Source organism: Streptomyces sp. NPDC048258 (assembly GCF_043201995.1).
GTDB lineage: Bacteria > Actinomycetota > Actinomycetes > Streptomycetales > Streptomycetaceae > Streptomyces.
This window is the reverse complement of the sequence record NZ_JBICZH010000002.1, coordinates 584624-609440: the sequence shown is the minus strand read 5'-3', so window position 1 is coordinate 609440 and position 24817 is coordinate 584624. Positions and strand designations below refer to the sequence as shown.

General features: G+C 72.3%; 16 protein-coding genes. 4 read left to right on the top strand and 12 right to left on the bottom strand.

Annotation, left to right across the window (positions count from 1 at the left end; all coding sequences use genetic code 11):
* Window positions 1–2: 2 nt before the first annotated feature.
* The 3 genes from rpsP to proS all read right to left on the bottom strand — a co-directional run bounded on the left by rpsP (window position 3) and on the right by proS (window position 2970).
* Window positions 3–443 (bottom strand): 30S ribosomal protein S16, encoded by a 441-nt coding sequence (rpsP, locus tag ACGFYQ_RS06930; protein ID WP_030386406.1) that lies wholly within the window; start codon window positions 441–443, stop codon window positions 3–5.
* A 318-nt stretch (window positions 444–761) separates the two neighbouring features.
* Complete coding sequence (locus ACGFYQ_RS06925; RefSeq protein WP_328927878.1) at window positions 762–1358, bottom strand: hypothetical protein; 597 nt, start codon at window positions 1356–1358, stop codon at window positions 762–764.
* Window positions 1359–1557: 199 nt separating this feature from the next.
* Window positions 1558–2970 carry a proline--tRNA ligase gene (gene proS / locus ACGFYQ_RS06920; protein ID WP_393740696.1) on the bottom strand — a complete coding sequence of 471 codons (1413 nt, stop codon included), beginning with the start codon at window positions 2968–2970 and terminating at the stop codon, window positions 1558–1560.
* 131 nt (window positions 2971–3101) lie between these two features.
* On the opposite strand from proS, the gene ACGFYQ_RS06915 reads away from it, so the two are divergent.
* On the top strand, window positions 3102–3788 hold the full coding sequence (locus tag ACGFYQ_RS06915) for a methyltransferase type 11 (protein ID WP_393740693.1): 687 nt from the start codon (window positions 3102–3104) through the stop codon (window positions 3786–3788).
* Between the two features lie 13 nt (window positions 3789–3801).
* On the opposite strand, the gene ftsH is transcribed toward ACGFYQ_RS06915, so the two are convergent.
* From ftsH to ACGFYQ_RS06885, 6 genes are all read right to left on the bottom strand, one after another.
* Window positions 3802–5736 (bottom strand): ATP-dependent zinc metalloprotease FtsH, encoded by a 1935-nt coding sequence (ftsH, locus tag ACGFYQ_RS06910; protein WP_393740691.1) that lies wholly within the window; start codon window positions 5734–5736, stop codon window positions 3802–3804.
* A 127-nt stretch (window positions 5737–5863) separates the two neighbouring features.
* Window positions 5864–7438: a signal recognition particle protein gene (gene ffh / locus ACGFYQ_RS06905; protein WP_393740689.1), complete on the bottom strand. Its 1575-nt coding sequence runs from the start codon at window positions 7436–7438 to the stop codon at window positions 5864–5866.
* A gap of 314 nt (window positions 7439–7752) precedes the next feature.
* On the bottom strand, window positions 7753–10179 hold the full coding sequence (locus tag ACGFYQ_RS06900) for a [protein-PII] uridylyltransferase (protein ID WP_393740687.1): 2427 nt from the start codon (window positions 10177–10179) through the stop codon (window positions 7753–7755).
* 207 nt (window positions 10180–10386) lie between these two features.
* The gene (locus ACGFYQ_RS06895; RefSeq protein ID WP_328927872.1) at window positions 10387–10725 is read right to left on the bottom strand and encodes a P-II family nitrogen regulator; all 339 of its coding nucleotides are present in this window, start codon (window positions 10723–10725) and stop codon (window positions 10387–10389) included.
* A complete protein-coding gene (locus ACGFYQ_RS06890; RefSeq protein ID WP_393740684.1) occupies window positions 10722–12071 on the bottom strand; it encodes an ammonium transporter in 1350 nt (449 codons plus the stop codon). The genes ACGFYQ_RS06895 and ACGFYQ_RS06890 overlap by 4 nt, the downstream gene beginning before the upstream one ends.
* Window positions 12072–12386: 315 nt before the next feature.
* Window positions 12387–13877, bottom strand: coding sequence for a hypothetical protein (locus ACGFYQ_RS06885; RefSeq protein ID WP_393740682.1), 1491 nt, complete (start codon window positions 13875–13877; stop codon window positions 12387–12389).
* 373 nt (window positions 13878–14250) lie between these two features.
* On the opposite strand from ACGFYQ_RS06885, the gene ACGFYQ_RS06880 reads away from it, so the two are divergent.
* Window positions 14251–14919: a bifunctional DNA primase/polymerase gene (locus ACGFYQ_RS06880; RefSeq protein WP_393740680.1), complete on the top strand. Its 669-nt coding sequence runs from the start codon at window positions 14251–14253 to the stop codon at window positions 14917–14919.
* 90 nt (window positions 14920–15009) lie between these two features.
* On the opposite strand, the gene ftsY is transcribed toward ACGFYQ_RS06880, so the two are convergent.
* Window positions 15010–16233, bottom strand: coding sequence for a signal recognition particle-docking protein FtsY (ftsY, locus tag ACGFYQ_RS06875; protein WP_393740678.1), 1224 nt, complete (start codon window positions 16231–16233; stop codon window positions 15010–15012).
* A gap of 143 nt (window positions 16234–16376) precedes the next feature.
* Between ftsY and ACGFYQ_RS06870 the strand changes: the two genes are divergently transcribed.
* Both ACGFYQ_RS06870 and ACGFYQ_RS06865 read left to right on the top strand, forming a co-directional pair.
* On the top strand, window positions 16377–17819 hold the full coding sequence (locus ACGFYQ_RS06870) for a cytosine permease (protein ID WP_393740676.1): 1443 nt from the start codon (window positions 16377–16379) through the stop codon (window positions 17817–17819).
* A 63-nt stretch (window positions 17820–17882) separates the two neighbouring features.
* Entirely contained in the window at window positions 17883–18869 is a 987-nt protein-coding gene (locus tag ACGFYQ_RS06865) for an LLM class flavin-dependent oxidoreductase (protein WP_393740674.1), read from the top strand.
* Between the two features lie 41 nt (window positions 18870–18910).
* Here the strand turns inward: ACGFYQ_RS06865 and ACGFYQ_RS06860 are convergent, their stop codons facing one another.
* Entirely contained in the window at window positions 18911–20341 is a 1431-nt protein-coding gene (locus ACGFYQ_RS06860; protein WP_393740672.1) for a sugar porter family MFS transporter, read from the bottom strand.
* 227 nt (window positions 20342–20568) lie between these two features.
* Window positions 20569–24720, bottom strand: a complete 4152-nt coding sequence (locus tag ACGFYQ_RS06855; protein ID WP_393740670.1) for an AAA family ATPase — start codon at window positions 24718–24720, stop codon at window positions 20569–20571.
* Window positions 24721–24817: the final 97 nt, after the last annotated feature.

The window sequence follows — 24817 nt, the reverse complement described above, 5'->3', positions numbered from 1 at the left end:
GATCAGGCCTCGGTCGACTCGGCGGCGGCCTCAGCCTCGTCCGCCTTCTTGTCGGCCTTCTTGGCCTTCTGCGTGATGGCCTCGCCCTTGCCCTCGCCGATGCCCTCGAGGGCCTTGGCGAACTCGTCGAAGGAGCGACGCTTGCTCTCCTTCGTCTCCGGCTGCAGGAGCGGCGCGGGGGCGGGGAGACCCTTGTGGGCCTGCCAGTCACCGGTCAGCTTCAGGATGGCGAGCACAGCCTCGGTGGGCTGGGCGCCGACGGACAGCCAGTACTGCGCACGCTCGGCGTTGACCTCGATGCGCGACGGGTTGTAGGTCGGGTGGTAGATACCGATCTCTTCGATCGCGCGACCGTCCCGGCGGGTGCGGGCGTCGGCGACGACGATGCGGTAGTGCGGCTGGCGAATCTTGCCGAGGCGCTTGAGCTTGATCTTGACTGCCACTGGAGTGGTGTCTCCTGAACTTGACGTGGTTGGGCACATGAGATGCCACGTGGGGTTGCGGTACTCGGGTGCCCGATGGACGCGTCAGCCGGAGGAGAGAGGGGTCCTATGCGACTGTCGAGTACAGCTAGCCATTGTGCCATACGCCTGCGGCGGGATCGGCCGCGCGGGGTGGATCAACACCCCCGCCCTGCGGGCGCGGCTGGGCCCCGCCCCGGCCGCCGCGTGGTGGCGCGGTGCGCCATCACGCGGCCTGCCGCGGGTACCGCTACGCGAGCGTGAGCGTCCGTCGGAGGGGCGGTGACCCGGGCGGGGCGGTCAGGAGGCCGCCGCGATGGCCACCTCGGGGATGCGGAAGGGCTTCATGCAGCCGCCGCACACGATCGGCGCCTGGGCGAGCACGGAAGGGACCACGCGGACGTTGCGCCCGCAGTCACAGACCGCCTTGACGCGCACGCCGCCGCCGGAGGAGCCGTGCCGGGCGGCCGGTCCTCGGAAGCTGCGCTTGGTGTCGGCGGCCGTGGCGGCCGTGTGCGCCTTCAGCGCGCGCTGGAGCCGCTCCATGGTGGGGCGGTAGCGCCGCTTCGCCTCGGGATTGAGCGTGACCAGCGAGAAGCCGCTGCTGGCGTGCGGCTCTTCGGAGTGGTCCAGCCCCATCTCCTCGGCGATCGCGAGGAATCTGCGGTTGTGGTAGCGGCCGGCGCGCGAGGTGTCGCGGACTCCGCGGGCGGCGGCGATGCCGTGGACTGCCTCGTGCAGCAGTCGCTCGAAGGAGAGCTCGGCGCCGCAGGCGGACGAGGACTCTCCGATCAGGGACTCGGGCGCGGCAAGGTCAGGCAGCTCGGGGTGGTACCGCTGAATATCGGCCCACGCCTGCGCCAGCTCTGCGGCGAGAACAGGGGGTGTCGTGCTCACGTCGTGACAACGAGCCGAGGTGCCCCGGTGTTCCGATTCCGGGCCATTCCAAATTTTTTGCACGTACCAGTCAGTTCAGTCTCATGCGTCCTGAGGAGGACGGGTGCGTCGATCTCAGGAGGAGTCGGTACGTAACGTCGACCGATAAGCATCAGCCCCGGCGCGCGGCACAGGCCGCACGCCGGGGCATGGGAGCCGCTCAGTAGGAGCGCGCGACGATCGCGAGGGTGCCGGGGGCGTCGTCCGCCTCCGGAACCGACCCGTCGGCGGCGATCAGGCAGCGCACGGAGACGGCCTGCTCGGCCAGCTTCGCCTCGCCCTCCGGACCGAGGTCCGCCCACGGGATCCGTGCCCAGCCGCCGGCGATGGCGGCCTCGGCGGCCTCCTCGATCGTCGAGACGTCCGAGGTACGGGCCTCACGGCGCTCGCGGGACTCGCGCAGCAGCTGCGCCTGGTCCTCGTCCAGCACCTTGGGCAGCAGGTCGGCGAGCGCGTCGATCTGCACCGGGGTCTTCCCGCCCGGGATCCGGCGGGCCAGCATCGCGGTGCCGGCCTCCAGGTCGCGGGGGCCGATCTCGATGCGGACCGGTACGCCCTTGAGCTCCCAGTCCACGGCGCGGCGGCCGAAGGGGGTGTCCACGCGGTCGTCGACCTGCACGCGGATGCCGGCGGCCTTCAGCTGGGCACCGAGCTCGCGGACCTTCGCGACGGCCTCGTCGCCCTTGATCGCCATGACGACGACCTGGACGTGGGCCAGCCGCGGCGGGACCCGCAGGCCGTTGTCGTCGCCGTGGGACATGATCAGACCGCCGACCATGCGGGTCGAGACGCCCCACGAGGTCTGCCAGACGAGCTCCTGCTTGCCTTCCTTCGACAGGTACTGGGTGTTGAAGGCCTTGGCGAAGTTGGTGCCGAGCTCGTGGCTCGTGCCCAGCTGCAGGGCCTTGCCGTCGCCCATCATGCCCTCGAGGGTGAGGGTGTTGATGGCGCCGGCGAAGCGCTCCTTGGCGGTCTTGCGGCCGAGCACGACGTCGATGCCGAGCACGTTCGTCATGAAGTCGCCGTAGACGTCGCGGTGGATCCGGGCGGCGTAGTCGCGGGCTTCCTCGTACGTGGCGTGGGCCGTGTGGCCCTCCTGCCAGAGGAACTCGCTCGTCCGGAGGAACACGCGCGGGCGCATCTCCCAGCGGACCACGTTGGCCCACTGGTTGATCAGCAGGGGCAGGTCGCGGTAGCTCTGGACCCACTTGGAGAAGTAGTCGTTGATGATCGTCTCGGAGGTGGGCCGGACGACGACCGGCTCTTCCAGCTCCTTGCCGCCGCCGTGCGTGACGACCGCGAGCTCGGGGGCGAAGCCCTCGACGTGCTCGGCTTCCTTCGTCAGGTACGACTGCGGGATGAAGAGCGGGAAGTACGCGTTCTGGGCGCCCGCGTCCTTGATGCGCGCGTCCATCTCCTGCTGCATCCGCTCCCACAGGCCGTAGCCGTACGGTCGGATGACCATGGTGCCGCGGACCGGACCGTTGTCGGCCAGCTCGGCCTTGTTGATCAGATCCTGGTACCAGCGGGGGAAATCCTCCGCCTGCGGGGTGAGAACGGGTGCCTTTGCCATGGCGCGAATGGTACGGCGCCCGGCGCTCGATGCGTGAATCGGGTGGCACGCTCCTCTGGACGCGGGGGCCGATGGGGAGTTCTCTGTCAACGGGGGCAAGGGGGCGACATGGAATCAGGAGCGCTCTTTCGATGACACCGACGCCGACGGCGACGCTCGTCGCCCGGGACTGGGCGGAGATCCAGGAACGGATGCTGGTACCGCTGTACGAGGCGGTCTACGACCGGCTGGAGATCGGGCCGGGTGACCGGCTGCTGGGCCTCGACTGCGGGGCCGGGCTGCCGCTGCTGCTCGCGGCCGGGCGGGGAGCCGCGGCCACGGGCGTGGAGGCGGATCCGGCACGGCGGGCGCTGGCCCGTGAGCGGCTGCTGGAGGTGCTGCCCGCTCCGCCGGCGGCACCGATGGCGTCCCGCCCGTACGACGCCCTGCTGGCCTTCTCCCCCGCCCCGGCGGCGCTGGCCCGGGCACTGCCCGCGGTCCGGCGCGGTGGGGCGGTGGTGCTGGCCGACTGGGGGCCGGCGGAACGGTGCACGGTGCCGGCGGTCCTGGGCGGCGGGCCCGCGCCCCGGGACCTGGACGCGCTCGTGGAGCGGGCCGGGCTGCGGCCGGACGGGTCGGGGCGGGTGTTCTGCCCGTTCGGGTACGCGGACGTGGACAGCGCCGTGCGCGGGCTGCTGTCGACGGGGCTCTTCGACGGCGCGGCCGATCCCGCGCTCGCGGAGAAGGAACTGGCCGAGGCCCTTCACCCGTTCGAGCGACCCGACGGAGCCGTGTGGCTGCCGAACATCTTCCGGTATGTGATCGCCCGGGTGGCGTAACCCGGCGGCCCCTTCAGTCCGTGCCGTGGCCCTTCGTCAGGCGCGGGATCCCGGCGGCCTCGTACGCGGCCGCCTCGTCCAGGGTCTCGGCGGCGAGCAGCGCCTCGGCGAGGGCGTCGAGTTTCGGCCGGTGCTCGCGCAGCAGGCGGCAGGCCTCCTCGTAGCACTCGTCCACGATCCGCCGCATCTCGTGGTCGACCGCGTCGAGGGTGGCGGGGGCCGCGGACAGGCCGTAAGGGCCCTGGCCGTCGGCGGGGATGGCGGTGAGCTTGCCGACGCGGTTGCTCATGCCCCAGCGCCCGACCATGCCGCGGACGATGTTGGTGACCTGTTCGAGGTCGTTCTCGGCGCCCGTGGTGACCACGTCGTAGACGGTGTGCTCGGCGGCCATGCCGCCCAGCGCGCCGATGATGCGGCCGCGGAGGTACTCCTCGGTGTACGCGTACCGGTCCGCGTCCGGGGTCGAGAGGGTGACGCCGAGCGCGCGGCCCCGGGGGACGATGGTGATCTTGCGGACCGGGTCGGCGCCGGGCTGGAGCATGCCCAGCAGGGCGTGGCCGCTCTCGTGGTAGGCCGTACGGCGGCGCTCCTCCAGCGGCATGACCAAGGACCGTTCCGCGCCGAGCTGGACCTTCTCCAGGGCGTCGGACAGGTCGGACTGGGTGACCTGGTCCTGCTGCCGTTTGACGGCCAGCAGCGCGGCCTCGTTGGCCAGGTTGGCCAGTTCGGCGCCGGTCATCCCGGGAGTGGTACGGGCCACCTGGGCCAGGTCGACGCTCTCGGCGAGCGGGATGTCCCGGGTGTGGATGCGCAGGATGGCCTCGCGGCCGCCGCGGTCGGGCGGGGAGACGACCACGATGCGGTCGAAGCGGCCGGGGCGGGTCAGGGCCGGGTCCAGCACGTCCGCCCGGTTCGTGGCGGCCAGGACGACGACGCCCTCCGAACCCGAGAAGCCGTCCATCTCGGTCAGGATCTGATTCAGCGTCTGCTCGCGCTCGTCGTGGCCGCCCATCGCCGCGCCGCCGCCCCGCACGCGGCCGATGGTGTCGATCTCGTCGATGAAGATGATCGCCGGGGCCACCTTGCGCGCCTCGGTGAACAGTTCGCGGACCCGGGAGGCCCCCACGCCGACGATCATCTCGATGAACTCGGAGGCGGAGGCGGAGAAGAACGGGACCCCGGCCTCGCCCGCGACCGCCCGCGCGAGCAGGGTCTTGCCGGTGCCGGGCGGTCCGGACAGCAGGACCCCGCCGGGCATCCGGGCGCCCATCCTCCGGTACTCCTGCGGGTTCTTGAGGAAGTCGACGACGTCGTTGAGCTCTCCCGCGACCTCGTCGATGCCCGCCACGTCCGCGAAGGTGGTGCGCGGGGCGCCCGCCACCAGCTCCACCGGCTTGGGCGGGGCCTTGCGGCCCAGCGCGCCCATGCCGCCCATCCCGGCGCTCATGCGGCGGGAGATGAAGACCCACAGCAGGACCAGCAGCAGTATCGGGGCGAGGGAGAGCAGCAGGTTGGCCAGGAAACTGCGCTGCACGACGACCGGGGAGGCCGTCACGGTCACGTTCTGCTTGGTGAGCTCGGCCCACAGGTCGTCGTCGGCGAAGGCCGGCCGCTGGCTGACGAATTTGGTGTAGTCGCCCTTGTCCCCGTCGGGCAGCGGCTGCTCGGTCTTCAGCTGGCCCTGGATGGCGTCGCCCTTGGCGTAGATCTTCGAGACGTTGCCGTTCGCGACCTGCTTGCTGAACTCGGTGTACGAGATCGTCGGCTCGTCGCCCTCGTTGAAGTAGGACAGCACCAGGTTGGTGATCAGGTAGACGATCAGGGCGGCGAGGATCAGCCACCGCCAGCCCGGCATCCGCTTCTTCGGCGCGGGGGCGGGTGGCGCGCCCTCCGAACGCCAGGGCGTATCGGCCCGGTCGCGCGGCGGTACGGGGCTGGGGCTGGGCACGGGCGCCTCCTTCGGCCATCCTCCCGGCCGACCATAAGCGACAAATCCACCCACTGCCCGCGCAGAAGCAGAAGGCCCCGGCTGTGTGAACACAGCCGGGGCCAACGCTCGCGTACCCGCGTGCGTCCTACTTCATGAACTTCTTGAACTCGTCCGGAAGGTCGAAGTCCTGACCCGGCTGGCCCCCGCCCGCCGGAAGGCCGAAGGGGCTGCCGCCGGCCGCGGGCTCGATCGCCTGCGGGCCCTGCTCGCGGCGGGCCGCAGCTGCGGCCTCCTCTTCCTTGCGCTTCATCGGGTTGCCGCTCTTGCGCTTGCCCTTGGCCTGCTTGACCTGCTTCTTCTGCCGGCCGGGGCCGCCGCCCATCCCGGGGATGCCGGGCATCCCGGGCATGCCGCCGCCCTGAGCCATGCGGGACATCATCTTGCGGGCGTCGAAGAACCGCTCCACGAGCGACTTGACGGCGCTGACCTCGGTGCCGGAGCCCTTGGCGATACGGGCACGGCGCGAGCCGTTGATGATCGTCGGGTCCTGGCGCTCGGCCGGGGTCATCGACTTGATGATCGCGGCGGTGCGGTCCACGTCGCGCTCGTCGATGTTGTTGATCTGGTCCTTGATCTGACCCATGCCGGGGAGCATGCCGAGGAGCTTGGAGATGGAGCCCATCTTGCGGACCTGCTCCATCTGGGCCAGGAAGTCGTCGAGCGTGAACTCCTTGGGACCCTTGGCGAGCTTGGCCGCCATCTTCTCGGCCTCGGCCTGCGAGAAGGTCTTCTCGGCCTGCTCGATGAGGGTGAGCATGTCACCCATGTCGAGGATCCGGCCCGCCATGCGGTCCGGGTGGAAGGCGTCGAACTCGTCGAGCTTCTCGCCGTTCGAGGCGAACATGATCTGCTTGCCGGTGACGTGCGCGATGGAGAGCGCGGCACCGCCCCGGGCGTCGCCGTCGAGCTTGGAGAGCACGACGCCGTCGAAGCCGACGCCGTCACGGAAGGCCTCGGCGGTGTTGACCGCGTCCTGGCCGATCATGGCGTCGACGACGAAGAGGATCTCGTCGGGGCTGACGGCGTCGCGGATGTCCGCGGCCTGCTGCATCAGCTCGGCGTCGATGCCGAGGCGGCCGGCGGTGTCGACGATGACGATGTCGTGCTGCTTGGTGCGCGCGTACTCGACGGAGTCCTTCGCGACCTGGACCGGGTCGCCGACGCCGTTGCCGGGCTGGGGCCCGTAGAACGCGACGCCCGCGCGGTCCGCGACGACGGAGAGCTGGTTGACGGCGTTGGGGCGCTGGAGGTCGCACGCGACGAGGAGCGGGGTGTGGCCCTGCCCCTTGAGCCAGAGGCCGAGCTTTCCGGCGAGGGTGGTCTTACCGGCACCCTGGAGACCGGCCAGCATGATCACGGTGGGGGCGGTCTTGGCGAAGCGCAGCCGCCGGGTCTCGCCACCGAGGATCGTCACGAGCTCGTCGTTGACGATCTTGAGGACCTGCTGGCCGGGGTTCAGCGCCTTGCTGACCTCCTCGCCGCGGGCCCTCTCCTTGACGTTCGCGATGAAGGAGCGGACGACCGGGAGGGCGACGTCGGCCTCGAGGAGGGCGATACGGATTTCCCGGGCCGCGGAGTCGATGTCAGCCTCGGACAGCCGGCCTTTGCCGCGCAGGCCCTTGAAGGTATTCGCCAAGCGGTCGGAGAGCGTATCGAACACGGTGGTCGCGATTCCTCGGGTCGGGGGCGTTGTGGTCGTCCCCCAGGGTATCGGGCCGCGCCACCGGCCCGGCCCTGCGGGCGGCATTCCCCTCCCCGCCCCTTCCCGAAACCGGGGCGCTGACCCGGCGCCCCCGGCGCCTGCGGCGCGGCCGAGCCGGGCTCCGCCCGAGCTCCTGGGGCTCCGCTCCAGACCCCGCGCCTCAAACGCCGGCGAGGCTGGTTCGTGCCTTGGGCTGACATTTTCCTGCGGACGACATCAGCCAAAATCCAGCCTCGCCGGCGTTTGAGCCCCCGGCAACGGCGCCGCAGGGGCTACGACAGGGCCGCCTGCACCGAGCCCGCCAATGCGGCGGCCTCCCGGGGAGACAGGGGTTTGCCGTCGCCGTCGACCACGTACACGGTGTCCACCGCGTTGGCGCCCAGCGTCGAGACGTGCGCGCTCCGGACGCGAACCCCGCCGGCCTCCAGCGCACGGCCCACCCGGTGGAGCAGCCCTACCGCGTCGGGAGCCCGCACCTCCAGGACCGTGGCCAGCGCGGACACGTCCGCGACCACCACGACCCGGGGCGGCGGCGGGACCACCCCGCGCCGGCGCGGGTACGCCGCCTCGCGGTCCGCCAGCTTCGCCGGGACGTCCAGCGAGCCGTCCAGGGCGCGGATCAGGTCGGTGCGCAGCCGGGCGGCCTCCGGCAGCGCCCCGTACTCCGCGGCCACCCGCCAGCGCAGCACCAGGACCTCCCCCAGCAGGTCCGGGAGCTCCATGGACCGCAGGTCGGCCGCGCGGACGGTGAGCCGGTGCAGGGCCAGCACCCCGGCCACGGCCGGGAGGACTCCCGGCTGGTCGGGGACGGCCACGACGAGTTCCACGCCGACCGCGTCCTCCTCGTGGCGGGCGTGGAGCGCGAGCACCGGCTCCCCGGTGCGCAGCGCCTCCACCGCCAGACGTTCCTGCTCGGTCGTCGGGATCTCCGGCTCGCGCGCCGCCGGGGCCGTGCCGCGCAGCACGGCGGCGACCCGCGCGACGAGGTCCGCGACCAGCGATCCCCGCCAGGCGCTCCACGCGGCCGGCCCGGTGGCCAGGGCGTCCGCCTCCGTCAGGGCGTGCAGTACCTCCAGCGTGCCCACCGACCCCACGGCCTCGGCGACCGCGCGGACGGTCGCCGGGTCGTCCAGGTCGCGCCGGGTCGCGGTGTCGATCAGCAGCAGGTGGTGCCGTACGAGCGTCCCCAGCACGTCGATGTCCCGGGCGTCGAAGCCGACCCGTACGGCGACGTCGCGCGCGATCGTCTCGCCCGCCACGGAGTGGTCGCCCGGCCAGCCCTTGCCGATGTCGTGCAGGAGGGCGGCCATCAGGAGCAGGTCGGGGCGGCCGACCCGGCGGGTGAGAGCCGAGGCCCGCACCGCCGTCTCGATGAGGTGGCGGTCCACCGTCCAGGTGTGGACGGGGTTGCGCTGCGGGCGGCACCGTACCCGTTCCCAGTCGGGCAGCAGCCGTGTGATGAGGCCTTCCGCCTCCATGGCCTCCCAGACGGCGATGGTCGGCTCGCCCGCGCCCAGCAGGGTGAGCAGCTGTTCCCGGGCCTCGGCCGGCCACGGCACCGGCAGCGGCTTCGCCTGGAGCGCGAGCCTGCGCAGGGCGTGCAGGGACACGGGGAGTCCGGCCTGCGCGGCGGCCGCGCCGAACCGCAGCGGCAGTACGGGATCCCGGTCGGGCCGCGCGGCCAGGGCCAGTACGGCCTCGCCGTCGGACTCCACGACCCCCTCGGCCAGGGGAGCCCGCTCGACGGCGGGCGCTCCGCGGGTGCCGAGGAGCCCCCGCAGCCTCGGCTTGGCCGCGCGGGCCCGCAGGACCCGGCCGACCTCCCGCCAGGTCACGTCGCCGGCGTACGCGACGACCCGCGCGGCCTCGTAGACCTCGCGCAGCAGCGCGTCCGCGTCGAGCAGCCCGAGCTGGGCCGCGACCTGGTCCTGCTCCTGGAGCGAGAGCCGGTCGGTGGCCCGGCCCGTCACCAGGTGCAGGGCGTCCCGCGCGTCCAGGAGCCGGCGCCGGGCGTCGGCGAGGCCCTCGCGGGGGGCGTCGGCCAGCCAGGACGCCGCCACCGCCCGCAGCGCGGTGACGTCCCGGAGCCCGCCGCGGGCCTCCTTGAGGTCGGGTTCGAGCAGGAAGCGCAGCTCTCCGGCCCGCTCGGCCCGGTCCCGGCACAGGGCGTGCAGCTGCGGGAGCCGTTTGGCCGCCTGGTTGCGCCAGTCGGCCAGTACGGAGGTCCGCAGGCCGGCGAGGAGGCCGGCGTCGCCCGCGACCGGCCGGGCGTCCAGCAGTCCGAGGTGCACCTTGAGGTCCTCGGCGGCGGTCTTGCGGGCCTCGCCCGGGGTCCGTACCGAGTGGTCGAGGGCCAGGCCCAGGTCCCACACCGGGTACCAGAGGCGGTCGGCCAGCGCGCTCAGGGCCCGCGGCTCGGCCTTGCCGTCGTGCAGCAGCACCAGGTCGAGGTCGCTGCGCGGGGAGAGTTCGCTGCGCCCGTAGCCTCCGACGGCCACCAGGGCGGCGCCGCGTACGCCCGTCTCCTGTACGGCGGTCGTGAACAGGGCGGTCAGCCATGCGTCGGTCAGCCCGGCCAGGGCGGAACGCCGCGAAGGCCCGGACCGCGACTCCTCCTGGAGGAGTCGCAGCCGGGCCGCGGCGTATCCGCTGGGTCCCGAGTCGGCCGTGTGGTCCGTGTTCTCTTCGACGCTCGTCACCCAGAGGCTCCCGTCAGTTAGGACCTGTCCGGTCGGCCAGGCCGGGCGAGCGGGGCCTGGCACGCCCGCTCGCCGCGTTGTCGTCGGTCACCGACGTCCCCCAGCTACCGCTGGGAGGTGCCCCCACCGCGTCGATTCCCTCCTCCGCCTTGCGAGCGCACGCACCAGACCCCGCTCGCTTATCCGGCCTGACCGACCGGAAAGGTCCTACAGCGCGTCAGCGCCGCGTTCGCCGGTGCGGACCCGGACCACCGAGTCCACGGGGACGCTCCACACCTTGCCGTCGCCGATCTTGCCGGTGGCGGCGGCGCTCACGATGACCCGGATCACCTCGTCGGCGTCGGCGTCCTCGACGAGTACCTCGATACGGATCTTGGGTACGAGGTCCACGGTGTACTCGGCGCCGCGGTAGACCTCGGTGTGGCCGCGCTGGCGGCCATAGCCGCTGGCCTCGGTGACCGTGAGCCCCTGGACTCCGAAGGTCTGGAGGGCTTCCTTGATCTCGTCCAGCTTGTGGGGCTTGACGATCGCGGTGATCAGCTTCATGCGTCAACCTTCTTGCTCGCGGCGGCAGCGGGGGCGGTGGGGACGGCGGTGCTCCGCGAGGAGGATCCGCCGCCGGCTCCGCTGAAGTCGTAGGCCGTCTCGGCGTGCTCGACCTGGTCGATGCCGGAGACCTCGTCGTCCTCGGTGACCCGCATCCCGATCGTCTTGTCGAGGAGGAAGGCGAGCAGCGCGGACGTCACGAGAGAGTAGGCGAGGACAGCGAAGACTCCGATGGCCTGCTTGCCGAGCTGCTCCAGGCCGCCGCCGTAGAAGAGGCCGGCGACGTCGGACTGGACCCCGCCGGTGGCGAAGAGGCCCACCAGCAGGGAGCCGACGACACCGCCGACGAGGTGGACGCCGACGACGTCGAGGGAGTCGTCGAAGCCGAACTTGTACTTGAGGCCCACCGCCATGGCGCAGAGCAGACCGGCGATGGCGCCGACGGCGATCGCGCCGAGCGGGCTGACCGCGCCGCCGGAGGGGGTGATGGCCACGAGGCCGGCGACCGCGCCGGAGGCGGCGCCGAGGGTGGTGAAGGAGCCGTGGCGCAGCTTCTCGTAGCCGAGCCAGGCGAGCATGGCGGCGGCGGTGGCGACCTGGGTGTTGACGAACATGACCGCGCCGACGCCGTCGTCGTTGCCGAGCCAGGAGCCCGCGTTGAAGCCGAACCAGCCGAACCAGAGCAGACCGGCGCCCAGCATCACCAGCGGGAGGCTGTGCGGGCGCATCGGGTCCTTCTTGAAGCCGACGCGCTTGCCGATGACGAGGATCACGCCGAGGGCGGCGGCGCCGGCGTTGATGTGGACGGCGGTGCCGCCCGCGAAGTCGATGACGCCGAGCTCGAAGAGCCAGCCGCCGGCGCCCCAGACCCAGTGGGCGACGGGGAAGTAGACGACGGTGACCCACAGGGCGGTGAACAGGGCCCAGGCGCTGAACTTCACGCGGTCGGCGAGGGCGCCGCTGATCAGGGCCGGGGTGATGACGGCGAACATCAGCTGGAAGACGGCGAAGACGTAGACCGGGATGGTGTAGCCGTCCCAGAGCTCGGTGATGCCGATGCCGCTGAGGCCCACGTAGTCGGAGTTCCAGCCGATGAGGGAGCCGGAGTCGGTGCCGAAGGCGAGGCTGAAGCCGTAGAGGACCCAGAGGATCGTGACGATCCCGAGGCTGATGAAGCTCATCATCAGCATGTTGAGGCTGCTCTTGACGCGGACCATGCCTCCGTAGAAGAAGGCGAGTCCCGGGGTCATCAGCATGACCAGGGCGGAGCAGATGAGCATGAACCCGGTGTTCGCGGCAGACAGCGTCGGGGCGTCTGCCGCGAGGGTCGTGATGGCTGATGCCATCGGCGTCTCCTCGTCGTCGGTACGTTCGCGTGCGGGCGATCGTGAAAACCTGAGCGGCGCTAAGGGGTCCGGCCCGGTGGGGGGCTGGCCGGGACTGGCCGGTTAATGCCCCTGAGATTCGCGCAGGCCGGTTTCCGGCGGCGCCGCTCGGTGTTTCGCGCCCGTGACGAAGAGGTCGTGCGTGTTACGCGTCCATGAACGAGTGGTTCATGTGAACCGGCCGCGGCTGTGACCCGGAGTCCTGGCTGGGGGAGCCTGATCGGGCTTCACGGGGTGACTGCCGCGGCCGGGGTCTGGGGGCGGCCGCCCGGGCCGCTAGACGGCCTCCGCGGCTTCGGGGAGCCGGGAGGCGAGGATGTCGGTGAGCCGGACCACGTCGGCGACGTCACCGTACTCACGGGCGGCGGTGTCGACGGTCTTGCGCAGGCGCGTGTTCACCCGTTCGGACCGAACCTTTCCCGCCACGTCGAGGGCCCGGCCGACGAGGACGGTGGCCTGCTCGGGCTCGCGCTGGAGCAGGTGCACGGTGGCCATGCCGATGAGGTTGAGGGCGTAGGAGCGCTGGTGCTCCTCGTCCTCCTCGAAGAGTGCGACGGCCTTCTCCATGACGGGTTCGGCAAGGGAGGCGTACGTGGGGCTGCGCCCGGCGACGTAGGCCAGATCGCGGTACGAGTGCGAGTTCTCGCCGTTCAGCTCGGCCTCGGAGAAGAACCGGATCCAGTCGGGCTCGGGCTCGCCCCCGATGCCGACGTCGCCGAAGGTGTCCTCGGCCATCCGCACCGCCCGCTTGCAGCGGCTGGGCTGCCCCATGTTGGCGTAGGCGCGGGCCTCCATCGCATACAGCATGGCCTGGGTGCGCGGGCCGGCGCAGTCGCGGCTGCCGTACTGCGCGAGGTGGATGAGTTCCAGCGCGTCCTCGGGGCGGCCCAGGTGGATCATCTGGCGGCTCATGCCGGAGAGGATGTACGAGCCGAGCGGCTTGTCCCCGGCTTCCTTCGCGGCGTGCAGCGCGAGGACGAAGTACTTCTGCGCGGTGGGGTGCAGGCCGATGTCGTAGCTCATCCAGCCGGCCAGTTCGGCGAGTTCCGCGGCGACCTTGAAGAGCCGCTTCATGACGGGGGCCGGGTGGTTCTCCTGGAGCAGGTCGGTGACCTCGTGGAGCTGGCCCACGACGGCCTTGCGGCGCAGTCCGCCACCGCACTGGGCGTCCCACTGGCGGAACATCACGGTGGTGGCGTCGAGGAGGCCGAGCTCGGGCTCGGAGAGCCGGGGCGGGCGGTGGCCGCCGAGGGCCCCCGCCGACCCCACCGCGCGCGGTCCCGGGTCGGCGGCCGGGGCCGGGACGAGCCAGCGCTGCATGGGCTCGATCAGGGCGGGGCCGGCGGAGAGGGCGAGCGAGGTCCCGAGGAAGCCGCGGCGGGCCAGCATCAGGTCGCTGCGGGAGAACTCGCCGAGCAGCTCGACGGTCTGCGGGCCGGCCCAGGGCAGGTCGACGCCGGAGACCGAGGGGGTCTGGTGGGCGGTGCGCAGGCCGAGCTGCTCGATGGCGACGACGGAGCCGAAGCGTTCGGAGAACAGCTCGGAGAGGATCCGCGGGACGGGCTCGCGGGGCTGTTCGCCGTCGAGCCAGCGGCGCACCCGGGAGGTGTCCGTGCTGATGTGGTGGGCGCCCATCTGTCGGGCGCGGCGGTTGACCTGGCGGGCGAGCTCGCCCTTCGACCAACCGCTGCGGACGAACCATGACGTCAGCTGATCATTGCGGTCAGCACATTCGTCGCTCGTTCCGCTTGCGTCGTTGCCGCTCACTGGAACGCCCCCATCCGCTCAGCATCTTCCACACGAAACCCTGGCGGAGGCGGCGAGCGCCGCCACGGACCTTCACGAGTCCTTCACGCATTGCCTCCGGCATACCCACGGACGGGTCTGCCTTCGGGGTTCGTGTACCGAAAGTAATCCTACGATCACCCCTCCGGCGAGGTCGATCCCCGAATCGCCACCATTCGCCACCCCTTCGAATGAACTCGCCACCCGCCAGGCGCGATTCACTTGACACAAGGCGAAAACGGATCGGTTGGACTGGAGTGCGCCAGGGGCGCACGCGGCGAGGAGTGCGCCGGACAGCCGGTCCCGCCGAGGTCGTAACCACCGGAGCGTCCGACCCGTTGGAGGGGGCATGGGCATGGGCTTCACGATCGGCGGCAGCCGCGGCACCAAGGAGTTCCGTTCCGGCACCCGGCGCCGCGGCCGGACCTCGGAGTGCACGGCGGTGGCGGAGTACACGGGGCTGTGGGGCTGGGACGTGGTCCCCGGCGCCCGCGCCGCGGCGCCCGCCCGCGACTGCTCCTGCGGGGACGGCGAGTGCGCCGCCCCCGGGGCGCATCCGCTGCCCTTCGCCCCCACCGTCAAGGCGGGGGCCACCCTGGACGAGGTCACCGAGGCCTGGGGCGATTACCCGGGCGCCGCGGTACTGCTGCCCGTGGGCCGCTCCTTCGACGTCATCGAGGTGGCCGAGGAGGCCGGGCGGCGCGCGCTGGTCCGGCTGGAGCGGATGGGCCTGCCGCTCGGGCCGGTCGTCGTGACCGGGGACGGCCGGGCGCAGTTCTTCGTGGCGCCGGGCGCGGCGGCCGAACTGCCGCAGCTGCTGTACCGGATGGGCTGGGACGACGCCGACCTCGACCTGCGGGCCCTGGGCGAGGGGGCGTACGTCACGGCCCCGCCCTCCGACCGGGCCGGGCTGGGCCAGGTCTGCTGGCTGCGCCCGCCCGCGCTCGACTCCGCCGGCGGCCCGCCGCAGGCGCGGCTGCTGCTGGGCACCCTCGCCTACATCTGCCACCGCTTCCGCGGCTAGGCCCCGTCCGGCCGCCCGTAGAGCCCCGTACGCCGGTGCCCCCGCCTTCCAGCTGGAGGACGGGGGCACCGGTGTACGTACGGACCGCGGTCAGTCGCCGATCAGGGCGTCCACGAACGCCTCCGGCTCGAAGGGCGCCAGGTCGTCCGGGCCCTCGCCGAGGCCGACGAGCTTGACGGGGACGCCGAGCGCGCGCTGGACGGCGACGACGATGCCGCCCTTGGCGGTGCCGTCGAGCTTGGTCAGGACGATGCCGGTGATGTCCACGACCTCCGCGAAGACGCGCGCCTGGGTCAGGCCGTTCTGCCCGGTGGTGGCGTCCAGGACGAGCAGGATCTCGTCCAGCGGGCCGTGCTTCTCCACGACGCGCTTGACCTTGCCGAGCTCGTCCATGAGGCCGGTCTTGGTGTGCAGGCGGCCCGCGGTGTCGATGAGCACCACGTCGGCGCCCTCGGCGATGCCTTCCTTGACCGCGTCGTAGGCGATCGAGGCGGGGTCGCCGCCCTCGGGGCCGCGTACGGTACGGGCGCCCACGCGCTCGCCCCAGGTCTGCAGCTGGTCGGCGGCCGCCGCGCGGAAGGTGTCGGCCGCGCCGAGCACCACGCTGCGGCCGTCGGCGACGAGCACACGGGCCAGCTTGCCGGTGGTGGTGGTCTTGCCCGTGCCGTTGACACCGACGACCATGATCACGCCGGGGGTGTCCTCGCCGCTCTCCGTCTTCACGGTGCGGTCGAAGTCGGTGCCGACCAGGGTCAGCAGCTCCTCCTTGAGCAGGGCGCGCAGGTCCGCGGGGGTGCGGGTGCCGAGCACCTTGACCCGCTCGCGGAGCCGGTCGACCAGCTCCTGGGTCGGTACGACACCGACGTCGGCGACGAGGAGGGTCTCCTCGATCTCCTCCCAGGTGTCCTCGTCGAGGTGCTCCCGGGAGAGCAGCGTGAGCAGCCCCTTGCCGAGGGAGTTCTGCGACCGGGCGAGGCGCGCGCGCAGCCGGACCAGGCGGCCGGCGGTGGGCTCGGGGATCTCGATCGCGGGCGCGGGCGGCGCCTCGACGACCGGGTCCTCGGCCGCGACGGGGGATTCGAGGGCGGTCTCCGCGTCGGGGAGGGCGACCTCCTCGATGGTGCGGCGCGGCTCTTCCGCCGTCTCTACGGAGTCCTCCCCCACCTGCGGTTCGGCGGGCGGGGCAGTGATGGTCGGCGTGCTCGACGGTGCCGAGGGCGGCAGCTGCTTCTTCTTGCGGCTGCCGACCACGAGCCCGCTGATCACGCCGACCGCGACCAGGGCGATGACTACAGCAAGGATGAGGATGTCCATAACCCACCCAGTATCGGCCACAGCCGCCCCGAACCCCGGACCTTGGACGTTGTCACCGGACCGTAAGCCGTAATTTGTACTTTTAGCGGCAAATCCTCGATGATGGGCGACTTCCCTCCACGCCCTCCCCCACGGAGTACCGCATGCCTGCCGAAGAGACCGCGATCGAGACCCGCGGCCTGGAGCCCGTCCCGGACGGCGAGCGCGGCGGCCGGGTCCGCGAGCTCGTCCCCACCTGGGTGGCCGCCAACATCAGCGTGCTGCTGCTGACCATGGGCGCGGGCCTGGTGATCTTCAACAAGCTCAACATCTGGCAGGTGCTGGTCGTCGCGGTCGCCGCGCCGGTCGTCTCGTACGGGATCGTCGGCCTGATCTCGATCGCCGGCAAGCGCGGCGGCGCCCCGGGCATGGCACTCTCGCGAGCCGTGTTCGGGCAGCGCGGCAACCTCTTCCCGGGCGCGCTGATCTGGGTGGCCCGGTGGGGCTGGGAGACCATCAACGCGGTCAGTGGCGCCTACGCCGTCCTGACCGTGCTCGACCTGCTCTTCGGCGTCGAGAGCAGCACCGCCCTCATCGTCGTCACGCTGCTGTTCTTCGTGGGCTGCACCTTCGTGGTCTCGGGCCTCGGCATCAACGCGCTGCGCGTCTGCTCCACGTGGTCGACGTACCTCTTCGGCGCCTTCAGCGTGCTCGTCCTCGGGTACCTGGTGTTCACCACCGACTGGTCCGCCGTCTTCGGCAAGCCGGCCGGCTCCACCGCGATGATGATCGCGGGCATCGGCACCATCGCGGCCGGCGGCATCAGCTGGGTGCCGTCCGGTCCCGACTTCACGCGCTACCTGCCCCGTACCGCCTCCTCCAAGGCCATGGTCGGCGCGACGATCGGCGGCGCCGGCGTGGTCGTGCTCCCGATGGTCCTGATGGGCGCGGTCATGGCCGTCGGCACCCCGGACCTGGCCACCGCCCAGGACCCGGTCTCCTTCATCGGGGAGCTGCTGCCGACCTGGATCGCGGTCCCGTACCTGCTCATCGCGCTCGTCGGCATGCTGCTGATCAACTCGATGTCCATGTACTCGGCCGGCTTCACCGCGCAGACCCTCGGCATCAAGGTCCCGCGCGCATGGGCGGTCAGCGTCAACGCCGTCATCAGCCTGGTCTTCGGCTTCCTGCTGATGGTGGTCGCGACCAGCTTCTTCGGCTCCTTCATCTCCTTCCTGACCCTGCTGGCCGTGGCCTTCTCCGCGTGGATCGGCGTCTTCGGCGTGGACATGATGCGCCGTACGACGTACGACGGCCCCGCGCTGCTGGACACCACCCGGACGAGCGCCTACTGGTACAAGGGCGGCTTCGCCTGGCAGGCCATGACCGCGTGGGCCCTCGCCCTGGTCGTCGGCCTGCTGTTCACCAAGGTGGACTGGTTCGCCGGACCGCTCGCCACCACCTGGATCGGGCAGAACGGCCTCGGCTGGGCGGCCGGCATCGTGACCTCGGGCGTGCTGTACGCCGTCCTGCCGCGCACGGCCCCGCGGGCTCTCGCGGCGGAGGACGCCGGGGAGCGCGAGCTCGCCGGATCCCTGTCCAACTGACGCTACGTCAGCTAACGTCCCCCTTCGCCCGCCCACCCACATCCGGCGAAGGGGGACTTCTCCATGCCCATCACCGTGGCCCGGTTCAATCTCGTCGACCCGAACGGCACCCCCGAGTCCCTCTCCGCCCGGTACAAGGCGGCGCTGGAGATGGCGAGGTACGCGGACGACCGCGGGATCGACACCGTCCAGACCGAGGAGCACCACGGCGCCGGCAACAACTGGCTGCCCTCCCCCTTCGCCTTCGCGGGCGCGGTCTTCGGCGCCACCCGCCGGATCGCGGTCACCGTCTCGGCGATCATCGGCCCGCTGTACGACCCGCTGAAGGTGGCCGAGGACATCGCGGTCCTGGACCTGCTCAGCGGCGGGCGCCTGGTCACCGTCGCCGGCATCGGCTACCGGCCGGAGGAGTACGAGCAGCACGGCGTGGAGTGGGGCCGGCGCGGCAGGCTCCAGGACGAGTTGCTGGAGACCCTGCTGAAGGCGTGGACGGGCGAGCCGTTCGAGTTCCGCGGCCGTACCGTACGGGTCACCCCGCGGCCGTTCACCCAGCCGCACCCGATGCTCCTGGTCGGCGGGAGTTCGCAGGCGGCGGCCCGGCGCGCGGCCCGGCTGGGGCTGCCGTTCTTCCCGAGCGCGCACCTGCCGGAGCTGGAGGCGTACTACCAGGCGAAGCTCGCGGAGTACGGCACGGAGGGCTTCTGCATGATGCCCGCGGCCGAGACCCCGCTGCTGCACATCGCGGAGGACCCCGACCGGGTCTGGGCCGAGCACGGCGAGCGCTTCCTGCACGAGGCGGGCATGTACGCGTCCTGGCAGTCCAAGGACATCCGCAGCGCCGTACGGTCGGCCGCGCGCTCGGTGGCCGAACTGCGCGCGGAGGGCGTGTACCGGATCCTCACCCCGGACGAGGCCGTCGCGTACGCCCGGGGCGCGGGCGAGGCGGGGAACATGGTGCTGCACCCGCTGTGCGGCGGGATGCCCCTGGACGAGGGCTGGCGCAGCCTGCACCTGCTGTGCGAACAGGTACTGCCCCGGCTCAAGGACTGAGCCGGGGCAGTATCGAGGAGAAGGGGTGTTGGCGGGGGTGGTTACCCCATCTCCTCCAGCGCCTTGCCCTTGGTCTCCGGCACCCACTTGAGGATGAAGGGGATCGAGAGCAGGGCGAAGACGGTGTAGATGACGTACGCGCCGGACAGGCTCCAGTCCGACAGGGTCGGGAACGAGACGGTGATGACCCAGTTGGCGATCCACTGGGCCGAGGCGGCGACGCCGAGGGCCGCGGCCCGGATGCGGTTCGGGAACATCTCGCCGAGCAGCACCCAGACCACGACGCCCCAGGACAGGGCGAAGAAGAGCACGAAGGCGTGGGCGGCGATCAGCGCGACCGTGCCCTGGGTGCTGGGGATCGAGATGGTGCCGCCGATCTCCTCCTTGAAGGAGAACGCCCACGCGCAGAGGCCCAGGGAGACGGCCATGCCCGCCGAGCCGATGAGGGCGAGCGGCTTGCGGCCGATCCGGTCGACGAAGACCATTGCGATCACCGTGCCGATGATGTTGATGATCGACGTGGTGAAGGAGTAGAAGAACGAGCTGCTCGGGTCGATGCCCACGGACTGCCACAGCGAGGAGCTGTAGTAGAAGATCACGTTGATGCCGACGAGCTGCTGGAAGACGGAGAGGCCGATGCCGATCCAGACGATGGGCAGGAAGCCGAAGCGGCCGCCCAGCAGGTCCTTGAAGGTGGACTTGTGCTCGGAGTGCATCGCGTGCTCGATCTCGGCGGCGCGCGCGTCGATGTCGATCTTCGAGCCCTCGACCTCGCGCAGCACCTCCTTGGCCTGCTCGGTACGGCCGACGGAGATCAGGTAGCGGGGGGACTCCGGGATGACGAAGGACATCAGGCCGTAGATCACGGCCGGGATGACCATGATGCCGAGCATCCACTGCCAGGCCTCCAGGCCGGCGATCTCGCCGCGCTGGTCGCCGTCGGCGAGGTTCAGGAGGCCCCAGTTGACCAGCTGGGAGACGGCGATGCCGATGACGATGGCGGCCTGCTGGAAGGAGGCGAGACGGCCGCGGTAGGCGGCCGGGGACACCTCGGCGATGTAGGCGGGGCCGATGACGGAGGCCATGCCGATACCGAAGCCGCCGATGACGCGCCACATGGCCAGGTCCCACAGGGCGAACGGAAGGGCCGAGCCGATGGCGCTCGCGGTGAAGAGGACGGCGGCGATCTGCATGCAGCGGATGCGGCCGATCCGGTCGGCGATGCGGCCGGCGGTGGCGGCGCCGAAGGCGCAGCCGATCAGCGCGGCGGCGATCACCTGGGCGAGTGCGGCGGACCCGACGTCGAACCGGTCGCGGATGGCGACCACGGCGCCGTTGATGACGGAACTGTCGTAGCCGAAGAGGAAACCGCCCATGGCCGCGGCCGCGGCGATGAAGATGACGTGCCCGAGATGGTCGGGGCGTGCCGCCCGGCCACCGCCTGACGCGGGTGCGTTCGCTGTGCTGGTCAAGATGCGCTCCTGGGCCCGGCGTCGACGGCGGGCGGTGTGGGGGTGTGCGTCTGTGCGCGTGTTCCTCCAGTGGCGCACAGCAAACTGCTCACCACCACCTGAACGTCGGACACGGCACAGCAGAGCTTATGACTTCACTTTCTGAAGTCAATAGGCGATGCAGACCCGTCAAGCGCGAGTGAAGAGAGCCACAGTGTTCACTTCCTGAAGAGACGCCTTCGAAGTGGTCAGCGCAGCCGCTGGCTGATGACCTTCGAGACCCCGTCGCCCTGCATCGAGACGCCGTAGAGCGCGTCGGCGACCTCCATCGTCCGCTTCTGGTGCGTGATGACGATCAGCTGCGAGCTCTCCTGGAGCTCCTCCATGATCCGGATCAGCCGCTGCAGGTTGGTGTCGTCGAGCGCGGCCTCGACCTCGTCCATCACGTAGAACGGGCTGGGCCGCGCCTTGAAGATGGACACCAGCAGGGCCACGGCCGTCAGCGAACGCTCGCCGCCCGAGAGCAGCGACAGCCGCTTGACCTTCTTGCCCGGCGGGCGGGCCTCCACGTCGACCCCGGTGGTCAGCATGTTGTCGGGGTCGGTGAGGACCAGCCGGCCCTCGCCGCCGGGGAACAGCCGCGAGAAGACCCCCTCGAACTCCCGGGCCGTGTCCCGGTACGCCTCGGTGAAGACCTGCTCGACGCGCTCGTCGACCTCTTTCACCACTTGGAGAAGGTCGGCACGGGTCTTGCGCAGGTCCTCCAACTGCTCGCTGAGGAACTGGTGGCGCTCCTCCAGCGCCGCGAACTCCTCCAGCGCGAGCGGGTTGACCTTGCCGAGCTGCTGGTAGGCGCGCTCGGCCGCCTTGAGCCGCTTCTCCTGCTGGGCGCGGGCGAAGGGGCCGGGCAGGTTCCGGGGGTGCTGCGGATCCTCGGGCAGCGCCTCGCCCTCGGCGGGCGGCGACGGCGGAACCGGCTGGTCGGGCCCGTACTCGGCGACGAGCCCGGCGGCCTCCATGCCGAACTCCTCCAGCGCCTTGGCCTCCACGGCCTCGATGCGCAGCCGCTTCTCGGCGCCGAGCACCTCCCCGCGGTGCACGGAGTCGGTGAGCTTGTCGAGCTCGCCCTTCAGGTCCCGGCCGCTGTTCCTGGCCCCGGCGAGCTCCCGCTCGCGCAGGCCCTTGGCGTACTCGGCCCCGGTGCGCTCCTCGTCGGCCCTGCGCAGCGAGACCTCCACGTGCGCGAGCAGCTGCCGGGCTCCGTCGGCGACGGCCCGGGCCACTTCCGCCTCGTGGCGCAGCCGGGCCCGGCGGCGCTCGGCGCGGGTGCGGGCCTCCCGTTCCGCGCGGGCCGCCCGGTCGAGCGAGTCGGCCCTTCCGGCCAGCCCCTTGACCCGCTCCTCGTGGGTCCTGAGCTGGAGCCGGGCCTCCATCTCGGTCTGCCGGGCGTTGGCCCCGTCGGCGGCGAGCCGGTCCCGTACCGCGGTGTCGGGCTCCTCCTCGACCGGCATCTCCTCGGCCGTCGCCAGTTGCTCCGCGCACTCCTCCACGTCCATCAGCGCCTGCTCCAGCGCGTCCTGGGCCTTGGCCGCGGCGGCGGTACTGCGCTCGGCCTCGCCAGCGGCCCCCTTCGCCTGCCCGGCGAGCCGCCCGAGCTGCTGCGCGACCCCGGCGCGGGCCTGCTCGCCGGCCCGCCGGCGTTCGGCGAGCTCCTCGACCAGGGCAGCCGCGTCCTGCCGCCGGGTCTGGGCGGCCGCCTGTACCCCGGCCAGCTCCAGGCACTGCCCGTCCAGCCGGGCCAGCTCCGCCGCAGCCTCGTCGACGGCGGCCTGTACCTCGATCAGGCTGGGCGCGCCGGCGGAGCCGCCGTGCGCGACGTGCGCGCCGAGAACGTCGCCGTCCCGGGTCACGGCCACCGCGTCGGGCCGCGCGGCGACCAGGGCCTCGGCCTCGTCGAGCGTCCCGACCACGAAGTGGTCCCGCAGGACCCACCCGACGGCCCGCCGCACCTCGACGTCCCCCTCGACCAGCCCCGCCACGGGCACACCCACGGCTCCTCCGACGGCTCCGGCCGCGGGTCCGCTGACGGCTCCGGCCGCGGGCCCGCTGCTGGCTCCGGCCGCGGGTCCGCCGACGGCTCCGGCCGCGGGCCCGCTGCTGGCCCCGGCCGCGGGCCCGCTGCTGGCCCCGGCCGCGGGCCCGCTGCTGGCCCCGGCCGCGGGCCCGCTGCTGGCTCCGGCCGCGGGCCCGCTGCTGGGGCTCGGCCCCAGACCCCGCGCCTCAATCGCCGGCGGGGCTGAATGGTGCCTGGCGGGGCTGGACTGCCCGCAGGGCAGCTCCAGCCCCGCCGGCGATTGAGGCGCGGGTCCGGGCAGAGCCCGGTTTCGGGAAGGGGCGGGGTGGGGGAAGACGCCCCCGGCCTCGGCGGAAGCCTGGCCGGGAACGACGTCCGCAGCGGCGGCCGACCCAAGGCCCGGGCCCTGGCTCTGGCTCTGGCCCGGCAGGGACGGGGCCGACGGAACGGAGCAGCCCGACGGGCCCTGGTCCGACAGGGCAGCCGGCCCGGCAGGATCCGCGGCCCCGCCCGGCAGGGCGCCCGGGTCGGGGGACGGGGCCTGGCCCGGCAGTGGCAGGGCCGATGGGGCGGGCGAGGGCGACGGGGGCTGGAGCGGGAGCGGAAGGGTGGGGGGTGGGGTGATCAGGAGGGTGGCGCGGCCGGCGTCGGCGGCGCGGAGGTGGCGCAGGGCCTCGGCCGCCGCCCCCGGCGACGCCACCGCCAGCGCGTCCGCCGCCGAGCCCAGCGCGGCGGCCACCGCCGCCTCGTACCCCGGGGTCACCGACAGCCGCTCCGCCGCCGGTCCCAGCAGCCCGGCCAGCCGCTCCCGCGCCGCGAGCAGCGCCCCCGTACCGTCCTTGCGGCGCAGCCCGAGCGCCAGCGCGTCCCGCCGCGCGGAGACCGCCGCGCGCGAACGCTCGGCCTCCGTCACCGCGTCCCGCGCCGCCGCGAGTTCGGCCTCCACGGCCGCCAGCGCGGCCCGGGCGGCCTCGTACTCGCCTTCCACCGAGGTGTCGTCGAGGCCGCCGACCTCCTCCGCCAGGGCCTCGTACTCCTCCTGCGCCGCCACCGCCCGGGCCTCGGCCTCATCCCGCGCCGCGACGAGCCGGTCGATCTCGGCCTGCGCCGCGCCCGCCCGGGAGCGGGCCGCGCCTAGCCGCCCCGTCAGCCGGGCCAGCGCCTCGCGCCGGTCCGCGATGGCCCGCGCCGCGTCCCGCAGCCGCCGTTCCTCCCCGGCCAGTGCCCGCTCAAGCTCCGCCCGGTGCGCGGCCGTGTCCTCCAGCGCGTGGGAGGCCGCTTCCAGCGCCGCCGTCAGCTCCGCCTCCTGCTCGCGGATCCGGGCGGCCTCCCTCTCCATGTCCTCCGGGTCGCGCCCCCTCCGCTCCTCCTCCGCGGGGGCGGTCGCGCTCTTGACCCGCGCGTCGGCCAGGGACGCGGTCCCGCGTACCCGCTCGGCGAGCTGCGAGAGCTCGTACCAGGTCTGCTGCGCCCGCTGGAGGCGCGGCGCGAGCTCCCGTACGGCCTCCTCCAGTTCCGCCTCGCGGCGCAGCGCCTCCGCGAGCCGCGCCTCGGCGGCCTCCTTGCGCTCCTTCAGCGCCGCCTCGTCCGCGAGCTCCGCGTCGAGCGCGCGCCGCAGCGTGACCAGGTCGTCGGCGAGCAGCCGCAGCCGCGCGTCCCGCAGGTCCGCCTGGATGACCGCCGCGCGCCGGGCCACCGCGGCCTGCCGGCCCAGGGGCTTGAGCTGGCGCCGCAGCTCTTCGTTCAGGTCCTGTACGCGCGCGAGGTTGGCCTGCATCGCGTCCAGCTTCCGCAGCGCCTTCTCCTTGCGCTTGCGGTGCTTCAGTACGCCGGCCGCCTCCTCGATGAAGGCGCGGCGCCCCATGGGATCGGCGTGCAGGACGGAGTCCAGCTGGCCCTGTCCGACGATGACGTGCATCTCGCGGCCGATACCGGAGTCGGAGAGCAGCTCCTGGATGTCGAGCAGGCGGCAGGTGTCGCCGTTGATCTGGTACTCGCTGCTGCCGCCGCGGAACATGATCCGGGTGATGGTGACTTCGGCGTAGTCGATGGGCAGCGCGCCGTCGGAGTTGTCGATCGTGAGGGAGACCTCGGCGCGCCCGAGCGGCGGACGCCCGGTGGTTCCGGCGAAGATGACGTCTTCCATCTTCCCGCCGCGCAGGGATTTGGCCCCTTGTTCGCCCATGACCCAGGACAGCGCGTCCACCACGTTGGACTTGCCAGAGCCGTTCGGACCCACGACGCAGGTGATGCCGGGTTCGAAGCGCAGGGTGGTGGCGGATGCAAAGGATTTGAAGCCGCGCAGGGTCAGGGACTTGAGGTGCACGCCGCCGGACTCTACCTTTCGCGTTCGGTTTCACCCATGAAGGTGCAGGGCACAACTGACGTTAAAGGAATCAGCCCCCCACCTGGCCTCATGCCGT